The 17,510-nt window shown below is 70.9% G+C and carries 17 protein-coding genes; 11 read left to right on the top strand and 6 right to left on the bottom strand.

Annotated features, from left to right (window positions below):
* Positions 1 to 2: 2 nt before the first annotated feature.
* Positions 3 to 1,532 (top strand): glycoside hydrolase family 10 protein, encoded by a 1,530-nt coding sequence (locus tag ACBI99_RS12710; protein ID WP_219500682.1) that lies wholly within the window; start codon positions 3 to 5, stop codon positions 1,530 to 1,532.
* A gap of 4 nt (positions 1,533 to 1,536) precedes the next feature.
* Positions 1,537 to 2,658 (top strand): anhydro-N-acetylmuramic acid kinase, encoded by a 1,122-nt coding sequence (locus ACBI99_RS12705; RefSeq protein WP_375072356.1) that lies wholly within the window; start codon positions 1,537 to 1,539, stop codon positions 2,656 to 2,658.
* Here ACBI99_RS12705 and ACBI99_RS12700 read toward each other — a convergent pair.
* Positions 2,632 to 3,273 carry an FHA domain-containing protein gene (locus ACBI99_RS12700; protein WP_219500688.1) on the bottom strand — a complete coding sequence of 214 codons (642 nt, stop codon included), beginning with the start codon at positions 3,271 to 3,273 and terminating at the stop codon, positions 2,632 to 2,634. The genes ACBI99_RS12705 and ACBI99_RS12700 overlap by 27 nt on opposite strands.
* 181 nt (positions 3,274 to 3,454) lie before the next feature.
* Between ACBI99_RS12700 and ACBI99_RS12695 the strand changes: the two genes are divergently transcribed.
* The 4 genes from ACBI99_RS12695 to ACBI99_RS12680 all read left to right on the top strand — a co-directional run bounded on the left by ACBI99_RS12695 (position 3,455) and on the right by ACBI99_RS12680 (position 7,294).
* Positions 3,455 to 4,576 carry a citrate/2-methylcitrate synthase gene (locus ACBI99_RS12695; RefSeq protein WP_357584245.1) on the top strand — a complete coding sequence of 374 codons (1,122 nt, stop codon included), beginning with the start codon at positions 3,455 to 3,457 and terminating at the stop codon, positions 4,574 to 4,576.
* Positions 4,577 to 4,586: 10 nt separating this feature from the next.
* Positions 4,587 to 4,883, top strand: a complete 297-nt coding sequence (locus ACBI99_RS12690) for a DUF3017 domain-containing protein (protein ID WP_219500691.1) — start codon at positions 4,587 to 4,589, stop codon at positions 4,881 to 4,883.
* A 53-nt stretch (positions 4,884 to 4,936) separates the two neighbouring features.
* On the top strand, positions 4,937 to 6,151 hold the full coding sequence (locus ACBI99_RS12685; protein WP_219500694.1) for an NADP-dependent isocitrate dehydrogenase: 1,215 nt from the start codon (positions 4,937 to 4,939) through the stop codon (positions 6,149 to 6,151).
* A 141-nt stretch (positions 6,152 to 6,292) separates the two neighbouring features.
* A complete protein-coding gene (locus ACBI99_RS12680; RefSeq protein ID WP_357584243.1) occupies positions 6,293 to 7,294 on the top strand; it encodes a polysaccharide deacetylase family protein in 1,002 nt (333 codons plus the stop codon).
* On the opposite strand, the gene ACBI99_RS12675 is transcribed toward ACBI99_RS12680, so the two are convergent.
* Both ACBI99_RS12675 and ACBI99_RS12670 read right to left on the bottom strand, forming a co-directional pair.
* Positions 7,269 to 8,267 (bottom strand): hypothetical protein, encoded by a 999-nt coding sequence (locus ACBI99_RS12675; RefSeq protein WP_375072355.1) that lies wholly within the window; start codon positions 8,265 to 8,267, stop codon positions 7,269 to 7,271. The genes ACBI99_RS12680 and ACBI99_RS12675 overlap by 26 nt on opposite strands.
* Positions 8,264 to 9,811 (bottom strand): hypothetical protein, encoded by a 1,548-nt coding sequence (locus ACBI99_RS12670; protein ID WP_375072354.1) that lies wholly within the window; start codon positions 9,809 to 9,811, stop codon positions 8,264 to 8,266. Before ACBI99_RS12670 ends, ACBI99_RS12675 begins: the two co-directional genes overlap by 4 nt.
* A gap of 109 nt (positions 9,812 to 9,920) precedes the next feature.
* On the opposite strand from ACBI99_RS12670, the gene ACBI99_RS12665 reads away from it, so the two are divergent.
* Together ACBI99_RS12665 and ACBI99_RS12660 are read left to right on the top strand one after the other, a co-directional pair.
* Positions 9,921 to 10,430, top strand: coding sequence for a hypothetical protein (locus ACBI99_RS12665; protein WP_375072353.1), 510 nt, complete (start codon positions 9,921 to 9,923; stop codon positions 10,428 to 10,430).
* A 28-nt stretch (positions 10,431 to 10,458) separates the two neighbouring features.
* Positions 10,459 to 11,391, top strand: a complete 933-nt coding sequence (locus ACBI99_RS12660; RefSeq protein ID WP_375072352.1) for a DUF5996 family protein — start codon at positions 10,459 to 10,461, stop codon at positions 11,389 to 11,391.
* On the opposite strand, the gene ACBI99_RS12655 is transcribed toward ACBI99_RS12660, so the two are convergent.
* Positions 11,363 to 11,824, bottom strand: coding sequence for an SMI1/KNR4 family protein (locus ACBI99_RS12655; RefSeq protein ID WP_375072351.1), 462 nt, complete (start codon positions 11,822 to 11,824; stop codon positions 11,363 to 11,365). The genes ACBI99_RS12660 and ACBI99_RS12655 overlap by 29 nt on opposite strands.
* Before the next feature lie 15 nt (positions 11,825 to 11,839).
* Between ACBI99_RS12655 and ACBI99_RS12650 the strand changes: the two genes are divergently transcribed.
* The gene (locus ACBI99_RS12650; protein ID WP_375072350.1) at positions 11,840 to 13,819 is read left to right on the top strand and encodes a serine/threonine-protein kinase; all 1,980 of its coding nucleotides are present in this window, start codon (positions 11,840 to 11,842) and stop codon (positions 13,817 to 13,819) included.
* A 54-nt stretch (positions 13,820 to 13,873) separates the two neighbouring features.
* Positions 13,874 to 14,848 carry a malate dehydrogenase gene (locus ACBI99_RS12645; RefSeq protein ID WP_375072349.1) on the top strand — a complete coding sequence of 325 codons (975 nt, stop codon included), beginning with the start codon at positions 13,874 to 13,876 and terminating at the stop codon, positions 14,846 to 14,848.
* Positions 14,849 to 14,969: 121 nt separating this feature from the next.
* Here ACBI99_RS12645 and ACBI99_RS12640 read toward each other — a convergent pair whose 3' ends face one another.
* Positions 14,970 to 15,095 carry a hypothetical protein gene (locus ACBI99_RS12640; RefSeq protein ID WP_281426784.1) on the bottom strand — a complete coding sequence of 42 codons (126 nt, stop codon included), beginning with the start codon at positions 15,093 to 15,095 and terminating at the stop codon, positions 14,970 to 14,972.
* Positions 15,096 to 15,154: 59 nt separating this feature from the next.
* Entirely contained in the window at positions 15,155 to 16,102 is a 948-nt protein-coding gene (gene galE, locus ACBI99_RS12635; protein WP_375072348.1) for a UDP-glucose 4-epimerase GalE, read from the bottom strand.
* 86 nt (positions 16,103 to 16,188) lie between these two features.
* On the opposite strand from galE, the gene ACBI99_RS12630 reads away from it, so the two are divergent.
* Positions 16,189 to 17,502, top strand: coding sequence for a hemolysin family protein (locus ACBI99_RS12630; RefSeq protein ID WP_357584226.1), 1,314 nt, complete (start codon positions 16,189 to 16,191; stop codon positions 17,500 to 17,502).
* The last annotated feature ends 8 nt before the right edge of the window (positions 17,503 to 17,510 follow it).

The following is a 17,510-nucleotide window of genomic DNA, read 5'->3' as shown; positions in this document are numbered from 1 at the left end:
CCATGCCCAGCAGACGGACTCTCCTGAAGGGCCTCGCCCTCGCCGCCGCCGCTTCCGCCGTGCCGCTGCCCGCGTTCGCGGCCACGGACTACGTGCCACCGCTGCGCCAGATGCGCGGCATGTGGATCGCCTCCGTGGTCAACATCAACTGGCCCTCCAAGCAGGGCCTGAGCGTCGAGGAGCAGAAGGCCGAATACCTCGCCTGGCTCGACCTGGCCGTCGAGCGCAAGCTCAACTCGGTGTTCGTGCAGATCAGGCCGACCGCCGACGCGTTCTGGCCGTCGCCGTTCGAGCCGTGGTCGCACTGGCTGACCGGCACCCAGGGACAGGACCCCGGCTACGACCCGCTCGGCTTCGCCGTCGAGGAGACCCACAAGCGCGGCCTGGCCTTCCACGCCTGGTTCAACCCGTACCGGGTGTCGATGCAGGCCGACCCGGCCAAGCTGCACCCCGACCACCCCGGCCGCAAGCACCCCGACTGGATCCTGCCGTTCGGCGGCAAGCTCTACTACAACCCGGGCATGCCCGAGGTGCGCAAGTTCTGCCAGGACGCGATGCTCGACGCGCTGGCCCGCTACGACATCGACGGCCTGCACTTCGACGACTACTTCTACCCGACCAACAGCACGGCCTTCGACGACAGCGCCGCGTTCGCCCAGTACGGCGGCGGCTTCCCCGACCTGGCGAGCTGGCGCCGGCACAACGTCGACCTCATGGTCTCGGAGATGCAGCAGCGGGTCCGCGAGGTCAAGCCGGAGGTCGCCTGGGGCATCAGCCCGTCGGGCATCTGGCGCAACAAGGGCACCGACCCGCTCGGCTCGGAGACCAACGGCGGCCAGTCGTACGACAACCTGCACGCCGACACCCGCGGCTGGGTGAAGAAGGGCTGGCTCGACTACATCGCGCCGCAGCTCTACTGGTACATCGGCCAGCCCCCGGCCGACTACTCCAAGCTGGTGCCGTGGTGGTCCGACGTGGCGAGCGGGACCGGCACGCTGCTGTGGATCGGCCAGGCCGCCTACAAGGCCGGCGACCCCGCGCAGGCGCCCGAGTGGCAGGACCCGAAGGAGCTGTCCGACCACCTCACGCTCAACCGGAACCACCCCGAGATCAGCGGCGACATCTGGTACAACGCCAACGACCTGCGCGCCGACCGGGTCACCTCGATCAGCACCGCCGTGACCGACCACTACACGCGCCCCGCGCTCGCCCCGGTCCTGCCGAGGCTGGCCGACGGCGCCGCGCCGCGCCGCCCGGTGGTGGCCTACGCGCTGCGCCGCCACGGCGGGGTCGAGGTGCGGGCGGTGGCGACGGGCCGGGACGAGCCGTTCCAGTTCGCCATCTTCCGGTTCCCGGAGCGGGCCTCCGCCTCGGCGTTCGGCGACGCCCGCCACCTGGTGGCCGTCGTGCCGGGCGACCGCCAGGTGCGCTGGGTCGACCCCGAGGGCAAGCGCGGCGACCACTACTACGCGGTGGCGGTCGACCGGGCCAACCGGACCAGCGAGCCCAGCCGCGGCTTCCGGGTGGTCTGACGCCATGCGGGTTCTCGGCCTCATCTCCGGCACGTCCCACGACGGCATCGACAGCGCCCTCGTGGACTGGTCGCTGGACGGCGGCGTGCTCACCGGCGCCCTCGTCGAGCTCGGGGAGAGGCCGTACCCGCCCGAACTGCGAGCGCGCATCACGGCCGCGCTGCCGCCCGGCCGCGTCGACTTCGGCGAGGTCTGCGCGCTCGACACGCTCATCGGCCAGGCGTTCGCCGAGGTGGCTGCCGGCGCGCCGGCGGCCGACCTGGTCTGCTCGCACGGCCAGACGCTCTTCCACTGGGTGGAGGACGGCCGCGTGCGCGGCACGCTCCAGCTCGGCCAGCCGGCCTGGATCGCCGAGCGCACCGGCGTGCCGGTGGTCTCGGACGTACGGGCGCGCGACGTGGCGGCAGGCGGCCAGGGCGCGCCCCTGGTGTCGTACCTGGACCTGCTGCTCATGGCCGGGCTGCCGGGCCGCACCGGGGCGCTGAACCTGGGCGGCATCGCCAACCTGACCGTGCGCGACCCGGCCATCGCCTACGACACCGGGCCCGCCTGCGCGCTCATCGACGCCGCCGCGCCCCCGTACGACAGGGACGGGAAGCTGGGGGCGGCGGGCACCGTGGACGAGAACCTGCTGCGCGAACTGCTCGCCGAGCCGTACTACCGGCTGGAACCGCCCAAGTCCACCGGCAAGGAGCTGTTCACCCCCGGCTACGTCAAGGCCGCGCTGCCGCAGGCGGACCTGGTGGCGACGCTGACGGCGCTGACCGCCGAGACGGTGGCGGCCGAGGTGCGCCGGCACCGGCTCGACACCGTGATCGTCTCCGGCGGCGGGGCGCGCAACCCCACGCTGATGGGCATGCTCCGCGCCCGCGCGTCGCAGGCCGAGTTCGTCACCAGCGACGAGCTCGGCGTGCCGGCCGACGGCAAGGAGGCGATCGCCTTCTCGCTGTTCGGCTGGCTCACCGCGCACGGCCTGCCCGCCACCGTGCCCAGCTGCACCGGCGCCACGGGCGCGCGGGTGCTGGGCACGATCACGCCGGGTTCCGATCCGCTGACGCTGCCGGAACCCCTCGCCGAAGCCCCGGTCGCGATCCGGTTCTCAGGAAGCCCTGCGCCCCGCCGCTGACGGCTCGGTGGCGGCGCCCGACCGCTGTGGTGGCACCACAGGGGTCGGCCGCACCAGGCCCAGCGCCACGACCTCGTTGGCGAGGCGGGTGCGCCGGTTGGTGCCTTCGGGGATCCTGAACTTCTGATACAGCCGCAGCAGGTGCTGCTTGACCGCGGCTTCGGTCACGACCAGGTCGTCGGCGATCTCCCGTGCGGTGGCCGGGGCGACGAACGCCTCGTCCGACAGCGCCGGCCGGCAGAGCGAGGTCAGCACGTCGACCTCGCGCCTGGTCAGCTCGGGCGCCGCGGCCCTGCGCAGCTCGACCTCGGGGGCGAAGTCCTCACGGGGGACTCCGCCGATGCGCCCGCGCGCCGCGCCGAAGGAGACGACGTCGCCGTCGTCGAGCACCCTCCGGGCGATCGGCCTGCCGTTCACCCGCGTGCCGTTGCGGGACAGGCCCAGGTCAACGACATACAGGTAGGGTCCTCGCCTGACGAACTCGGCATGGAGCCGAGACACGCTGGGGTCGCTGAGCCGGATGTCCACACCCCGGCCCCTCCCCACGGTCGTGATCTCGGGGCGCAACGGGACCACCTCGCCGGTGTCCTCGATGCGTATGAACGGCCCCTCCACGGCAGTTCCTCCCCAGGTAGCCCGCCGTAACTATTACTACAGCTCCGGCTTACCCATACGTGGCGATGCGGAATCTCCTTTGCCGAAAGGAGAATCGCGCGTGAAATTGGTCTGGACCTCTGCGGACGGTTTTGCCTGCTCACGGGTAGACTTCGAGCGGAGATAAGCGGAGGAAACACTCATGGCGGACAAGCCCACCAAAGGTCTTGCCGATGTCGTCGCCGCGTCCACAGCGCTCAGCGACATCGACGGGAAGGCCGGTCGCCTCTTCTATCGCGGATACGACATCCACGACCTGGCCGGCCGCGCGACGTTCGAAGAGACCGCACATCTGCTGCAACGCGGCAAGCTGCCCACCCGGGCCGAGCTCGACGCGTACACGGCGGAGCTGGTGCGGGGCCGCGAGCTGGGCGGCCTGGTCTCGGCGAACATCTCCGAGATCGCCGAGAAGCAGAAACCGATGGAGGCGCTGCGCACCCTCGTCTCGCTCGCCGGGGCCGACGACCCCGACAAGGACTCCAGCAGCCCCGAGGCGAACCTGCGCAAGGCCGCCCGCCTCACCGCGCAGCAGGGCCTGCTCATCGCCCGCTACCACGCTGCGCGCACCGGCGCCCAGGCGATCGAGGCCGATCCTTCGCTCAGCATCGCCGCGAACTTCCTGCTCCAGGTCACCGGCCGCACCCCCGACCAGCGCGCGGTCGAGATCTTCGACGAGTGCCTGGTGCTGCACGCCGACCACACCATGAACGCCTCGACGTTCGCCGCCCGGGTGTGCGCCGCGACACTGTCGGACATGCACTCCGCCATCGTCGCCGCCATCGGCACGCTCAAGGGCCCGCTGCACGGCGGCGCCAACGAGCAGGTCATGAAGACGCTGGAGTCCATCGAGCCGTCCGGCGTCGCCCAGGCCGTCCGCGACAAGCTCGCCGCCGGCGAGAAGATCATGGGCTTCGGGCACCGCGTCTACAAGACGGAGGACCCGCGGGCGACCCACCTGCGGCGGATGTCGGAAGAACTGGCCGCCTCGACCGGCGACGACACTTACTATCGGATGTCCAAGGAGATGGAAGAGGTCGTCTTCGAGTCGAAGGGGCTCTACCCCAACGTCGACTTCTACGCCGCCTCGGTCTACCACTACCTTGGGATCCCGACCGACCTGTTCACCCCCGTCTTCTCGATCAGCCGCATGTCCGGCTGGACGGCGCACGTCATCGAGCAGCATGCCGACAACCGCCTGATCCGCCCGGACAGCGAATACATCGGCGAGACGGACCAGAAATGGAAGCCGATCGACGAGCGATGAGCGACGTCAGTTGAGCGACACGAGGCGCGAGAACTGGGGGCCGTACCCGCTGATCCTGGCGGGTGCGGCCGTCGGCGTGGGGCTGGTCTTCCTCGTGGACCCGCGGTGGGGCGGGTTCGCGCTGGGCGCCGTCGTCATGGTCGGCGCCGCACTGCGGTTCGCCGGCTACGGCGGGCCGCTGGCCGTGCGCAGCAAGAAGACCGACGTGATCACGCTGGGACTGTTCGGGTTCGTCCTCGTGCTGACCTCGCTGTTGCTCTACAACAACGAGCTCAAGGCGTTGATCCTGTCCCTTTTCGCACGTTGACGAGGCCGTCCGATAGCCTCAACGCATCCATTCATTGAAGGGGAACCATTCGCATGCCCAAGATCAAGGTGGAGGGCCCCGTCGTCGAGCTTGACGGCGACGAGATGACCCGGATCATCTGGCAGTTCATCAAGGACCAGCTGATCCTTCCCTATCTCGATGTCGACCTGAAGTACTACGACCTCGGCATCGAGCACCGCGACGCCACGGACGACCAGGTCACGATCGACGCGGCCAACGCCATCAACAAGTACGGCGTCGGCGTGAAGTGCGCCACCATCACCCCCGACGAGGCTCGGGTGGAGGAGTTCGGGCTCAAGAAGATGTGGAAGTCCCCGAACGGGACCATCCGCAACATCCTCGGCGGCGTCATCTTCCGCGAGCCGATCATCATGTCCAACGTGCCGCGGCTCGTCCCCGGCTGGACCAAGCCGATCGTCGTCGGCCGTCACGCCTTCGGCGACCAGTATCGCGCCACCGACCTCAAGATCCCCGGCGAGGGCACGCTGACCCTCACCTACACGCCGAAGGACGGCTCCGAGCCGATCGAGCTCGACGTGTACGACTTCCCGGGCGGCGGCGTCGCCATGGCCATGTACAACCTGGACGAGTCGATCCGCGACTTCGCCCGCGCCTCCATGCGCTACGGCCTGGCCCGCAACTACCCGGTCTACCTGTCGACCAAGAACACCATCCTCAAGGCGTACGACGGCCGCTTCAAGGACATCTTCGCCGAGGTCTACGAGAACGAGTTCAAGGCCGACTTCGAGAAGGCCGGGCTCACCTACGAGCACCGCCTCATCGACGACATGGTCGCCGCCTCGCTCAAGTGGGAGGGCGGCTACGTCTGGGCGTGCAAGAACTACGACGGCGACGTCCAGTCCGACACCGTCGCGCAGGGCTTCGGCTCGCTCGGCCTGATGACCTCGGTCCTGATGTCCCCCGACGGCCGCACCGTCGAGGCCGAGGCCGCGCACGGCACCGTCACCCGGCACTACCGCCAGCACCAGCAGGGCAAGCCCACCTCCACGAACCCGATCGCCTCGATCTTCGCGTGGACCCGTGGCCTGGCCCACCGCGGCAAGCTGGACAACACCCCGGCGGTGACGGAGTTCGCGAACAAGCTGGAGCAGGTCTGCATCGAGACCGTCGAGGGCGGCCAGATGACCAAGGACCTCGCGCTCCTCGTCGGCGGCGACGCCAAGTGGCTGACCACCCAGGACTTCCTGGCGGCGCTGGACGAGAACCTGAAGAAGAAGATGGCCTGACCATCGCACGTGAAGGGGCCGCCTCCGGGCGGCCCTTTTCGCATGTCGAGACCATCTCTTGGCGCAGTGCAGGGTACGAGCCTCCCGTAACAGTCGTGCACGCATCGGGGGGTTCGAATGCGACTGCGTTTCATCAGTGGCGTGGGTGTGGTCGCAGTCGCTGCGATCGTGGCCGGATGCGGCTCGGAGCCCGTCGCCCAGGTCAAGGACACCAAGGCGGAGGCCGCCGCCAAGCTGCAGAAGACCAAGGCGGCCAAGGTCGCCGCCGCCGCGAAGGCCAAGGCCAACGAGCTCGGCCAGATCCCGGTCCTCATGTGGCACCGCATCGTCGACAAGCCCGCCACCACCGACGACCGCACCCCGGCGCAGTTCCGCGCCGACCTCGAACGGCTGGTCAAGGACGGGTACGTGCCCATCACCGCGGCCGAGATGGTCACCGGGAAGATCGACATCCCGGCGGGCAAGCACCCGGTGGTGCTCACGTTCGACGACTCCTCGCCCTCCCAGCTCACGCTGGACGGCACCGGCGCGCCCAAGCCCGGCACCGCGGTCGCGATCCTCCAGGAGGTCGCCGCCAAGCACCCCGGCTTCCGCCCCGTCGCCACCTTCTACGTCACCCGCGACATGTTCGGCAAGACCGGCCGCGAGGAGCAGGCCCAGATGCTCCTGTGGCTGAAGAACAACGGCTTCGACATCGGCAACCACACCCGCGACCACCACAACCTGCGCGGGCGCACGCACAAGCAGGTCGAGGAGCAGATCGGCTCCATCGGCAAGGAGATCACCGCGCTGGCGCAGGTCAAGCCGGTCACGATCGCCCTGCCGTACGGCAACCAGCCGAACAAGAAGGAGTGGGCCGCGCGCGGCGACGGCTACAAGCACGCGGGCGTCTTCCTGGCCGGCTACACGCCTTCCGCCTCGCCGTTCAGCCGCTCGTTCGAGCCGCTGGGCATCCCGCGTATCAGGGCCATGGACAAGAAGGGCGACTGCGCCCAGTTCTGCTCGACGGCCTGGCTCGACTGGCTCAAGGCGAACCCGGACATGCGTTACACCTCGGACGGCGACGTGTCGACCGTGGCGTACCCCAAGTTCAAGGCGCCGTTCCTGCGCCAGCTGTTCAAGACGTACGCCCTGCCGTACTGACGTCGCCGATCTCGACGATCAGGTTCGCCGGGTTCAGAAGCTCGTCGGTGACGCCCGGCACGGTGATGGCGAGGCGGCGGGCGTCACCGGTGGCCAGGTCGAGCACGTGGTAGGCGTCCTCGTTCCAGGGGCCGGTCGCCCGGATGACGAGGGTGTCCTCGTCCTCCCAGCGCACGATCTCCTCGGCCCGCCATCCGGCGGGCAGGCGCGGCGTCACGGTCCGGGTGGCCGCGCGCGTCGCCGGGTCGATCAGCACCACGGCGCGGGCGGCCCTGCCGTGCCGCGTCACCTCGTCCGGGACCACCGCCAGCGCGCGCCCGGACGGGGACGGCGCGGCGCCGTCCAGGTTGCCGGGCAGCTCGGCCCGCCGCACCTCCTTGCCTTCCGGCGAGTGGACGGTGTACGTGACGGCCGTGAGATGACCGGGCGCGCGGCTGCTCCTCGACGTGGCCAGCACGACGCCCTCGGCGGTCCAGCCGGCCACCCGGCCTGAGCCCTTCAGCCGGCGCGTGCTGCCGCGCTCGACGTCGACGATCAGTGAGGCGTCCCGGACGAGCAGGTGGCGGCCGTCGCGGAAGAAGGCAGGGTAGCCCTCCTTCCTGACGCGGATCCGCTTGACGGTCCCGGCGGTCAGATCCCTGAGGGTCAGGTGACGGTCCCGCAGGTACGCCAGCCGCCTGCCGTCCCGGCTGAGCGTGATCCCGTCGTCGCCGGCGCCGGCGCCGGGCACCCACCAGCGCTCGCCGGTCGTGGTCACCAGGGTCCAGTGCCGGCAGGCCGCCGTGGGCTCGTCGCAGACGGGCCGGTACGCGTACCGCACGGGCGCGGGCAGCGGGCCGCGCAGCTCCTGCACCGGACGGGCGTCCTGCCCGGACTCCGGCCGGAGGAACGTGACGGGGCCTCGAGACCACAGCGGCGTGAGGAGCCAGGCCAGGGCCAGGACGGCGGCGGCGACCACCGCGGCGAGCCTCATGCGATCCTGCCCGGGACCGAGCCGGCGGGCAGGTCCTCGACGGGTTCGCTCCTGCCGGTGTCCAGGGCCACCAGGAAGTGGCCGGCGTCGGCGAGCTCGATCAGCAGGCGCCCGTCCTCGGCCCAGCCCAGCGGGACCGGCGGCTCCTCGTGCTCGGGGAGGCGCAGCGGGGCCCGGTCGCGGACCAGGCCGGTGCGCGGGTTCATGGTCAGCACCTCGTCGTCGGTCACGAGCGCCAGCCTCCGCCCGTCGGGGGAGGCCAGCGGCCGCAGCGTGGGGTCGAAAGGCGTCCGGGTGCGCACCTCGCCCCGCGGGTCGAGCGTCAGCAGCTCGGTGTCGGGGGCGACGGTGAACGCGCGGCGGCCGGTGGTGGCGATCATCCCGTAGGGGCCGAGCCCCAGCACGCGGCGGACCTCCGGCAGGTGGACCCGCTCTCCGGTGGCCGAGTCGACGACCTCCGTCCCGCTGCCGTCGGTCGTCAGGCTCACGTGGCGACCGTCGCGGGACAGCATCGGCTCCGGGAGGTCCCTCGGCGACACCGGCTCCGTGAGCGGGTCCAGCAGGTCGCCCCGCAGCCCGGCGAGCATCATCCGGCCGGTGTCGCGGTCCAGGTAGACGGCGCGGCTCCCGTCGCCGCTGAGCGCGAACGGCGCCCCCTCGTCGTCGCGCGCCTCGGGCAGCAGGATGCCGTCGCCGTTCGCGTCGTACAGGTGCCAGCCGGGGGCGTCCTGCGCGGGGGTCGCGAAGACGGCATGTGCGAGCACGTCCCGGGACCCTTTACCGGTGAACGGAACCGGCGGGCCCGGGTTCCCGTACGGCAGGAGGGCGAGGCCGCCGGCCAGCAGCAGCGCCGTCGCCGCCGGCCAGGGGCGGGAGCGCGGGCGCGGCGCCGCCGCCGAGGTGTCCACCGCGGCCAGGACCACCGTCAGGAGCGGCAGGCCGTACATGATCGCGACCCGCACCACCTCCGCCGAGCTGGACAGGTAGGGAAGGCCGCTGCCCGGCGCGGTCCACAGCGCCACGACGACGCCGGACGCGGCCAGGTGACGCGCGGCGCCGGCGCGCAGCGCCGCCCCGGCCCGGTCGCCCGGCCGCGCCCGCAGCCGCGCGAGGAGCACGAGGACGGCGAGCACGACGGCGAGCGTGACGACCGCCCAGAACCGCTGCTCGATCGGCACCTCGTGCTGGAACGAGCGCAGCACGGCCGCCAGGGCGACCGCCGAGGCGATCACGGCGGCGGCCCGCCACATGAGCGTGAGCGACTCCGGCAGGACCTCCAGCTCGCCGCCGCCGTCGCGGGCCAGGAACGCGGCGGCGGCGAGCATGCCGACGAACCAGCCGGCCGCCAGCGAAGGGAGAACGCTGAGAAAGGAGTTTTCGCCGGCGAAAGCGAAGATTATGCACGCGCCGATTCCCGCCACCGTGTAACGGTCGCGTACGGCGAGGTAATGGCCGATCCGGCCGAGGTCGGCCGGATTCGCCTCGATCGCGGCGTGACGTGCGAAGAATTCGGCCCGCTCCCCGGAAACGCGGGGATTCCGCATGGCCAGCGCGCCCCCGACCGCCGTCGCCAGAAGAAATGTCGTCAGCAACTGCCGTTCACCACCCGGGAAAAGTAGCAGAATGCACATTCGGCTGACAGGGGGATCAATAATGAGCAAACGGGTCAGGTGGGCGGGAATCTGGGTGCCGCTCGCGGCGGTGGCGGTTGGCGCGATCTGGTTCAGCGGGCTGGTGACGCCGCTCCTGGTCCAGAAGGCGAGCAGCGTGAGCGAAGTGGGCACCGCCTTGTGGTCCCTCGACGACCACAGCCGGCGGTTCCGCTCCTACATCACCGCGTCGCCGGTTTTCGTCAACGAGGGCTGGCTGCCCGTCACGATCACCGGCGTCGGGCTGCGGGGCCCTGGACTGGACCTCCTCGCGATCAAGGAAGGGGAAGGCCGCCCGTTCCCGTACACCGTCCCGGGGCGCGGCAGCGTGCGGCTGGATCTCAAGCTGGAGGTGACCGACTGCGCGGCCGCCGTCGCCGCCGAGGAGGCGGCCGCGATCGTGTTCCGGGTCGAGCACTGGTGGGGAAGCGTGACCACCGACGTGGTGCCGCCCGGGAACTCGCTCGGCGAACCCTGGCAACTCTGGACCGTGCATCGGGCCTGCTATGACTAGATGTAGCGGTATGAATACTATGGGCGACATGGAGTTGTTTCCGGCTATGCCGCTTGAGGAGTGGGCCGACACCAAGGAGACCATCCACCGCTTCGCCCAGATCGTGGGCAAGGTGCGGCTGGTCTCGGCGACCCGGCGTAACCACTGGTGGTCGATCCCGTTCCACCTGACCGGACGGGGGCTCACCACCCGGCCGATGGGCGGGATGGGGGAGCTGCCGCTGTTCTGCATCGACTTCGACTTCGTCAGGCACCGGCTCGTCGTGGACGTGCTCGACGGGCGCAGCGCCGAGTTCAGCCTGGTGGGGCAGTCCGTGGCGTCGTTCTACGAGGAGCTGTTCGCGACGCTGGACCGGTTCGGCGTCCGGCCCGACATCCTGGCGGTGCCGTTCGACCTGGGCGACAGCACGCCGTTCGCCGAGGACACCGCGCACGCCGCCTACGACCCCGCGCTCGCCAACCGCTACTGGCGCGTCCTGTCGCAGGTCGCCCAGGTGCTCGACCGCTTCGCCGCCGGATTCTGCGGCAAGACCAGCCCGGTGCACCACTTCTGGCACACCTTCGACATCGCGGTCACCCGGTTCACCGGCAAGATCGTGGGCGCCTCGCCCGACGTCGACCCCGTCACCCGGGAGGCGTACAGCTGGGAGGTCATCAGCTCCGGCTTCTGGTTCGGCGACGACGAGCGGCCCTGGCCGGCGTTCTACTCCTACACCGCGCCCGAGCCCGACGGGCTGGAACGGGAGCCCCTGCGGCCGGAGCGGGCCGAATGGCTCCCGGCGCGGGGCAGCCACCTGGCGGTGCTGCGCTACGACGACGTCCGGGCCGCCGACGACCCGGTGTCGACCGTGCTGGACTTCTTCGAAAGCGCCTACCAGGCCGGGGCGAAGCTGACCCGCCTGCCCGAGGACGAGCTGGCCAGCCCTGGCGGCGTCACCGACCCGTGCCTCGACACGCCGTGAGGATCTCCCGGCCCCGCTCCGGCGTGATCAGCGGCGCGATGCGCGGATCGGCCAGCAGGCTCACCGGGGCGACGTGGTCGTCCGTCAGCGGCCGCCACAGCGCCAGCGCCTCCTTCAGCCGGGGCCAGGCGTCGGCCGCCGACCAGTCGACGGCCCGCACCGCCGCGTCGAACTCCGGCACCCCGTAGCGGAGCGGCGCCTGGCCCGCCTCCCCGGTGCCGCGCAGCTGCCAGACGAACGAGCCGGCGTGCGTCCAGCCGTCGGTGACCAGAAGGAACTCCCGGTACGACGGCGGCAGCGTGCGCCCCAGGCGTGACGGTCCAGGAGCGGCATCCCCGCAGGAGACCCCGACATTCCTGACGTCACGAAGCCTTAACAGTTCTCTGGAAACTTCCTGGGCGTCGTAAAGTTTGCGTCGTCGGGCTTTGTGCACACGTGGGGAAGACGAATGCCGCAGATGTCGCCGCTGGTCGCCGGTGATCCCACCCAGCTGGGATCGTTCCGGCTGTCCGGGCGCATCGGCGAGGGCGGCCAGGGCATCGTCTACCTGGGCGTCAACGACGCGGGGGAGCAGGCGGCGGTCAAGCTGCTGCACGTGAAGTTCAGCGGCGACACGGTCGCCCGGTCGCGCTTCGCACGGGAGCTGAAGGCGGCGCAGCGGGTGGCGTCGTTCTGCACGGCGCGGGTGATGGAGGCCGACCTCGACGGCGACACCCCGTACATCGCCAGCGAGTACATCGACGGGCGGCCGCTGCGCGAGCTCGTCGAGAGCGACGGGCCGCTGCGCGGGACCGTGCTGGACCGGCTGGCCATCGGCACCGCGACCGCGCTGGTCGCGATCCACCACGCCTCGATCGTGCACCGCGACCTCAAGCCCGACAACGTGCTGATCGCCTCCGACGGGCCGCGCGTGGTCGACTTCGGCATCGCGCGGATCATCGACTCGACGGGGACCATCACCAGCCGGGCCATCGGGACCCCCGCCTACATGGCGCCCGAGCAGATCGCCGGCGACGACGTCGGGCCTTACACGGACGTGTTCGCCTGGGGGGCGACGATCGCGTTCGCGGCCACCGGGCAGTCGGTGTTCGACGGCAACTCCATCGCGACGGTGCTCAACAAGATCCTCAACCACGAGGTGGACGTGGGGATGCTGCCCGAGCCGCTGCGCGGGGTGGTGCGGTCGGCGCTGGCCAAGTCGCCGGGCGAGCGGCCGTCGGCGGACCAGATCCTGCTGCGGCTGCTCGGGCAGCCGGAGCACGTGGGGGCGTCCACGGACGTGCTCAACCGGGGTGTGCAGGTGGCCAGCGACGACACGACGCCGTTCATGCGCGTGTCACGCACCACGGGCGTCACGGCCGCGCCCGCGAGCGCCGTGCGGACATCCGGTACGAGCCACGCCGGCGCCTCTGCGGCGCCGTCGGGGGAGATCGCCTACCGCGGGGCCGAGAGTGCCGGGGTGGCTGAGAGCCCGCCGCGCTCGGAGGGCGGGGGGACGGGCAGTGGCGCGTTCCAGCTCCCCGTGGACGGCGGGGCGCCGGCGCGGGGCGGGCGCGGGGCCCGGTGGGCGGTGCTGGCCGGTGCGCTGGTGCTGGTGGCGGCGGCCGTCGCGGCGATGGTGTGGAAGGGCTGGCCGGTGGCGCTGGGCGAGCTGGGCCCCGACCCGGCCGAGGGCAGCGGCAAGCCGCCGGAGGCGTACGCGTCGGTGATGGACAAGGTCGGCAGGACCGGCAAGATCGTGATCGGGGTGAAGGCCGACCTGCCAGGGATCGGGCTGCTGCGTGACGGCGGGTTCGAGGGGTTCGACGTGGACCTGGCCAAGGAGATCGCGGCCAAGCTCGGCGCGAAGCAGACGGAGTTCGTGGCGGTCTCGCGGGGGAGCAGGGCGCGGGAGCTGGCCGAGGGCGGTGTGGACCTGGTGGTGGCGACCTATTCGATCTCCGATGCCGACGACGTGACGTTCGCCGGACCGTACTACCTGGCCTACCAGGACGTGCTGGTGCGCAAGGGGCGGATCGCCGCCCTGTCCGACCTGAAGGGGAAGCGGGTCTGCGGGATCAACAGCCCGACGGTCGGCATGGTGCAGGACAAGGTGGAGGTCGAGTCGGTGCCGGCGGGCAACTACGCCGAGTGCATGGACCTGCTGCGCAGCGGCGCGATCGACGCGGTGCCCGGCGAGGACCTGATCCTGGCCGGGTTCGCCGCGCGCGAGAGCCAGCGCTACAAGGTGCTGGGCGCGCGGCTCGACGACCCGGAGCGTTACGCGGTCGGCCTCAGGAAGGGCGACGTCAGGACGTGCAAGGCGATCAACGGGGTGATCGCCGACATGTACCGGACCAAGGCGATCCACAAGCTGCTGGGCCGCCATTTCGGCACCGTGGACTTCGCCACGCAGTCGAAGGTGCCCGCGATGAATGACTGCGGATGACGACCGGGTAGAGTCCGAAAGTCAACGAATCGACCCGGGAGTTAGGGGAAGGCCATGGCCACGCCCGTCAAGGTGACCGTAACCGGAGCAGCCGGTCAGATCGGCTACGCGCTGCTGTTCCGCATCGCGTCGGGCCAGCTGCTGGGCCCGGACGTCCCGGTGAAGCTGAGCCTGCTGGAGATCCCGCAGGCGGTCAAGGCGGCCGAGGGCACCGCCATGGAGCTCGACGACTGCGCGTTCCCGCTGCTGTCGGGCATCGAGATCAGCGACGACCCCAACGTGGCGTTCGCCGGCGCCAACGTCGCGCTGCTGGTCGGCGCCATGCCGCGTAAGGCGGGCATGGAGCGCGGCGACCTGCTCGGCGCCAACGGCGGCATCTTCGGCCCGCAGGGCAAGGCGATCAACGACCACGCCGCCGACGACATCAGGGTGCTGGTGGTCGGCAACCCGGCCAACACCAACGCGCTCATCGCCCAGCAGAACGCTCCCGACGTGCCGGCCGAGCGCTTCACGGCGATGACCCGCCTCGACCACAACCGCGCGCTGTCGCAGCTCGCGGCCAAGCTGCAGGTGCCGGTCTCCGACATCCGCAACATGACGATCTGGGGCAACCACTCCGCGACGCAGTACCCCGACCTCTTCCACGCCGAGGTGGGCGGCAAGGTCGCGGCGGAGCAGGTCGACGGCGAGTGGCTGCGCGAGACGTTCATCCCGACGGTGGCCAAGCGCGGTGCGGCGATCATCGAGGCGCGCGGCGCCTCGTCGGCGGCGTCGGCCGCCAACGCCGCGATCGACCACGTGCACGACTGGGTCAACGGCACCGAGTGGACGTCGGCGGCCGTGGTGTCCGACGGCTCCTACGGGGTGCCGGAGGGGCTCATCTCGTCGTTCCCGGTGCGTTCGGCGGGCGGGCGTTACGAGATCATCCAGGGGCTGGAGATCGACGCGTTCTCGCGTGAGCGGATCGACGCCTCGGTGCGGGAGCTGGCCGAGGAGCGCGACGCGGTGCGCGAGCTGGGCCTGATCTGAGCAGCCCGGCCTGACCAGATCTGTCGCGAAGGCGCGCGCCCCGGATGGCGGGGTGCGCGCCTTTGTCGTGCTCGTGTCGGTCGTGCTCGTGCTCGTGCTCGTGCCGGTCGTGCTCGTGCCGTCAGGGTGGCGCGTGACAGGGGGATGGCGAGCCGGCCTTGACGGGCTCGGGCGTGGCGAAGACCACGCCCGCGGCGGCGGCCAGGCTGCCCAGCATGACGAGGACGACCGCGAGCGCCTTCGTCACCCTTGGTGAAATGCTCCTCACATTTCGGTATCACAGCACATATTGCGCCGCGACAGGAGTCATTTGCCGGAAAGCGCCGCCCAGGCGTCGGCGACCATCTCGCGCAGCGTCGTGTGCTCGGGCTTCCAGCCCAGCTCGTCCTGGATCTTGTCCGACGAGGCGACCAGCACCGCGGGGTCGCCGGCCCGCCGCGGCCCGACGACGGCCGGGATCTCGTGGCCGGTGACCTCACGGCAGACCTCGATCACCTCGTTGACCGTGAACCCGCTGCCGCTGCCCAGGTTGTAGATCTTGTGCTCGCCCTCCGCGCAGGCGTCGAGCGCCAGCAGGTGGGCCCGCGCCAGGTCGCGGACGTGCACGTAGTCGCGCACGCCGGTGCCGTCGGCCGTCGGGTAGTCGTCGCCGAACACGGTGATCGACTCGCGCTCGCCCGTCGCCACCTTGAGCACGTTGGGGATGAGGTGCGTCTCGATCGCGTGGCGCTCGCGGAAGCGGCCGTAGGCGCCGGCGACGTTGAAGTAGCGCAGGCTCACCGCGCCCAGCCCGCGCAGCGCGGCGAACGCGGTCAGCGTCGTGTCGACGGCCAGCTTGGAGGCCCCGTACGGGTTGGTGGGCCGCGTCGGGTCGCTCTCCACGATCGGCGAGCGCTCCGGCTCCCCGTAGGTCGCCGCCGTCGAGGAGAACACGATCCTGCGCACGTCGCGCTCACGCATGGCCTCCAGCAGCGCCAGCGTGCCGCCCAGGTTGTGGGCCCAGTAGAGCCCCGGCTTCTCCACCGACTCGCCGACCAGCGACTTGGCGGCGAAGTGGAGCACCGCGTCCGCCCCGTCGAGCGCGTCGCCGGCCTCGGTGATCGACGCGCGGACGAACCGCGCCCCGTCGGGCACCGCGTCCTCGTGCCCGGTGGACAGGTCGTCGAGCACGGTCACCTCGTGTCCCGCCTCGACGAGCTGGGCCGCGACGACGCTGCCGACGTATCCGGCGCCTCCGGTGACCAGCAGCCTCATGTTCACTCCCGTTGAAATATGTTTGATTTTGTACGGCTTGCCGTTCAGCATACGTGGGAAAGCCGCCGAGTACGCTGCCAAACACCATGTTTGACACCGTCGCGGCGAACATCGCCCTGGTCCTGCTCTTCATCCTGGTGGGCGGGTTCTTCGCCGCAGCCGAGATGGCCATGGTCTCCCTGCGCGAGAGCCAGGTCCGCAAGCTGTCGCACAAGGGCCGCCGCGGCGAGCGCGTCGCCAAGCTCGCCCGCGACCCCAACCGCTTCCTGTCCGCCGTGCAGATCGGCGTGACCGTCGCCACCATGCTGTCAGCAGCGTTCGGCGCCGACCGGCTCGGCATGCAGCTCACCCCCGTGCTCCAGGGCTGGGGCGTGCCCGCCGCCATCGCCCCCGTGCTCGCGCTGGTGCTGGTGACACTGGCCATCTCGTACGTGTCCCTAGTGCTCGGAGAGCTGGCCCCCAAACGCCTGGCCCTGCAACGCGCAGAGGGCCTGTCGCTCGTCGTCGCGCCGTTCCTGGACCGCATCGCGGCGCTGTCGAGGCCCGTCATCTGGATGCTGTCGAAGTCCACCGACGGCGTCGTCCGGCTGCTCGGCGGCAACCCGAAGGCCGACCGGGAGGAGGTCACCACCGAGGAGCTGCGCGACATGGTGGTCGGGCACGCCGAGCTGACCCCCGACGAGCGCAAGCTGATCGCCGAGGTGTTCGCCGCGGGCAAGAGGCAGTTGCGCGAGGTCATGCTGCCGCGTACCGAGGTGGAGTTCATGGAGGCCGACACCCCGCTGGCCGAGGCCGCGGTGCTGGCCGCCGGGCTGCCGCACTCCCGCTTCCCGGTCTACCGCGAGTCCTACGACGAGGTCATCGGGTTCGTGCACGTCAGGGACCTGCTGGACCCGGTGCTCACCGGCCGCACCGAGCCGCTGAGCGAGCTGGTGCCGATCCGGCCCGCCAAGTTCGTGCCCGCCTCCAAGCGGCTGCTCACCACGCTGGGCGAGATGCGCGACGAGGGTCAGCACATGGTCATCGTCATCGACGAGTACGGCGGCACGGCGGGCATCGTCACGATGGAGGACCTGGTCGAGGAGCTGATCGGCGACATCAGGGACGAGTACGACGTCGAGGACGACACGGTCGTGCTGCCCGCCGGGGAGATCGAGATCGACGGCCTGACCAACCTGAACGACTTCGGCACCGAGACGGGCATCAGGCTGCCCGACGGCCCGTACGAGACGCTGGGCGGGTTCGTCATGGCGATGCTGGGCCACGTGCCGGAGCTGGGCGAGCGGGTCGAGGTGCACGGTTTCGAACTGACGGTCACGGAACTCGACGGCAGGCGTATCGCGCGGGTAAGGGTGAAGCGCCGCTCGCTGGTCGAGTCGCCGCCCGAACCTGATTCCTGACACAATTG

This window comes from Nonomuraea sp. ATR24 (genome assembly GCF_041950485.1).
Classification (GTDB): Bacteria; Actinomycetota; Actinomycetes; order Streptosporangiales; family Streptosporangiaceae; genus Nonomuraea; species Nonomuraea ceibae.
The sequence above is the reverse complement of the archived record's forward strand: the minus strand, read 5'-3'. Positions and strand labels throughout refer to the sequence as shown.

What these genes read in the sequence shown, in the direction of transcription:
- ACBI99_RS12675 (WP_375072355.1), bottom strand. Translation starts at nt 8,267, where the DNA reads ATGAGGCTCGCCGCGGTGGTCGCCGCCGCCGTCCTGGCCCTGGCCTGG.
- ACBI99_RS12630 (WP_357584226.1), top strand. Translation starts at nt 16,189, where the DNA reads ATGTTTGACACCGTCGCGGCGAACATCGCCCTGGTCCTGCTCTTCATC.
- galE (WP_375072348.1), bottom strand. Translation starts at nt 16,102, where the DNA reads ATGAGGCTGCTGGTCACCGGAGGCGCCGGATACGTCGGCAGCGTCGTC.
- ACBI99_RS12670 (WP_375072354.1), bottom strand. Translation starts at nt 9,811, where the DNA reads ATGCGGAATCCCCGCGTTTCCGGGGAGCGGGCCGAATTCTTCGCACGT.
- ACBI99_RS12705 (WP_375072356.1), top strand. Translation starts at nt 1,537, where the DNA reads ATGCGGGTTCTCGGCCTCATCTCCGGCACGTCCCACGACGGCATCGAC.
- ACBI99_RS12665 (WP_375072353.1), top strand. Translation starts at nt 9,921, where the DNA reads ATGAGCAAACGGGTCAGGTGGGCGGGAATCTGGGTGCCGCTCGCGGCG.
- ACBI99_RS12650 (WP_375072350.1), top strand. Translation starts at nt 11,840, where the DNA reads ATGCCGCAGATGTCGCCGCTGGTCGCCGGTGATCCCACCCAGCTGGGA.
- ACBI99_RS12645 (WP_375072349.1), top strand. Translation starts at nt 13,874, where the DNA reads ATGGCCACGCCCGTCAAGGTGACCGTAACCGGAGCAGCCGGTCAGATC.
- ACBI99_RS12685 (WP_219500694.1), top strand. Translation starts at nt 4,937, where the DNA reads ATGCCCAAGATCAAGGTGGAGGGCCCCGTCGTCGAGCTTGACGGCGAC.
- ACBI99_RS12710 (WP_219500682.1), top strand. Translation starts at nt 3, where the DNA reads ATGCCCAGCAGACGGACTCTCCTGAAGGGCCTCGCCCTCGCCGCCGCC.
- ACBI99_RS12695 (WP_357584245.1), top strand. Translation starts at nt 3,455, where the DNA reads ATGGCGGACAAGCCCACCAAAGGTCTTGCCGATGTCGTCGCCGCGTCC.
- ACBI99_RS12660 (WP_375072352.1), top strand. Translation starts at nt 10,459, where the DNA reads ATGGAGTTGTTTCCGGCTATGCCGCTTGAGGAGTGGGCCGACACCAAG.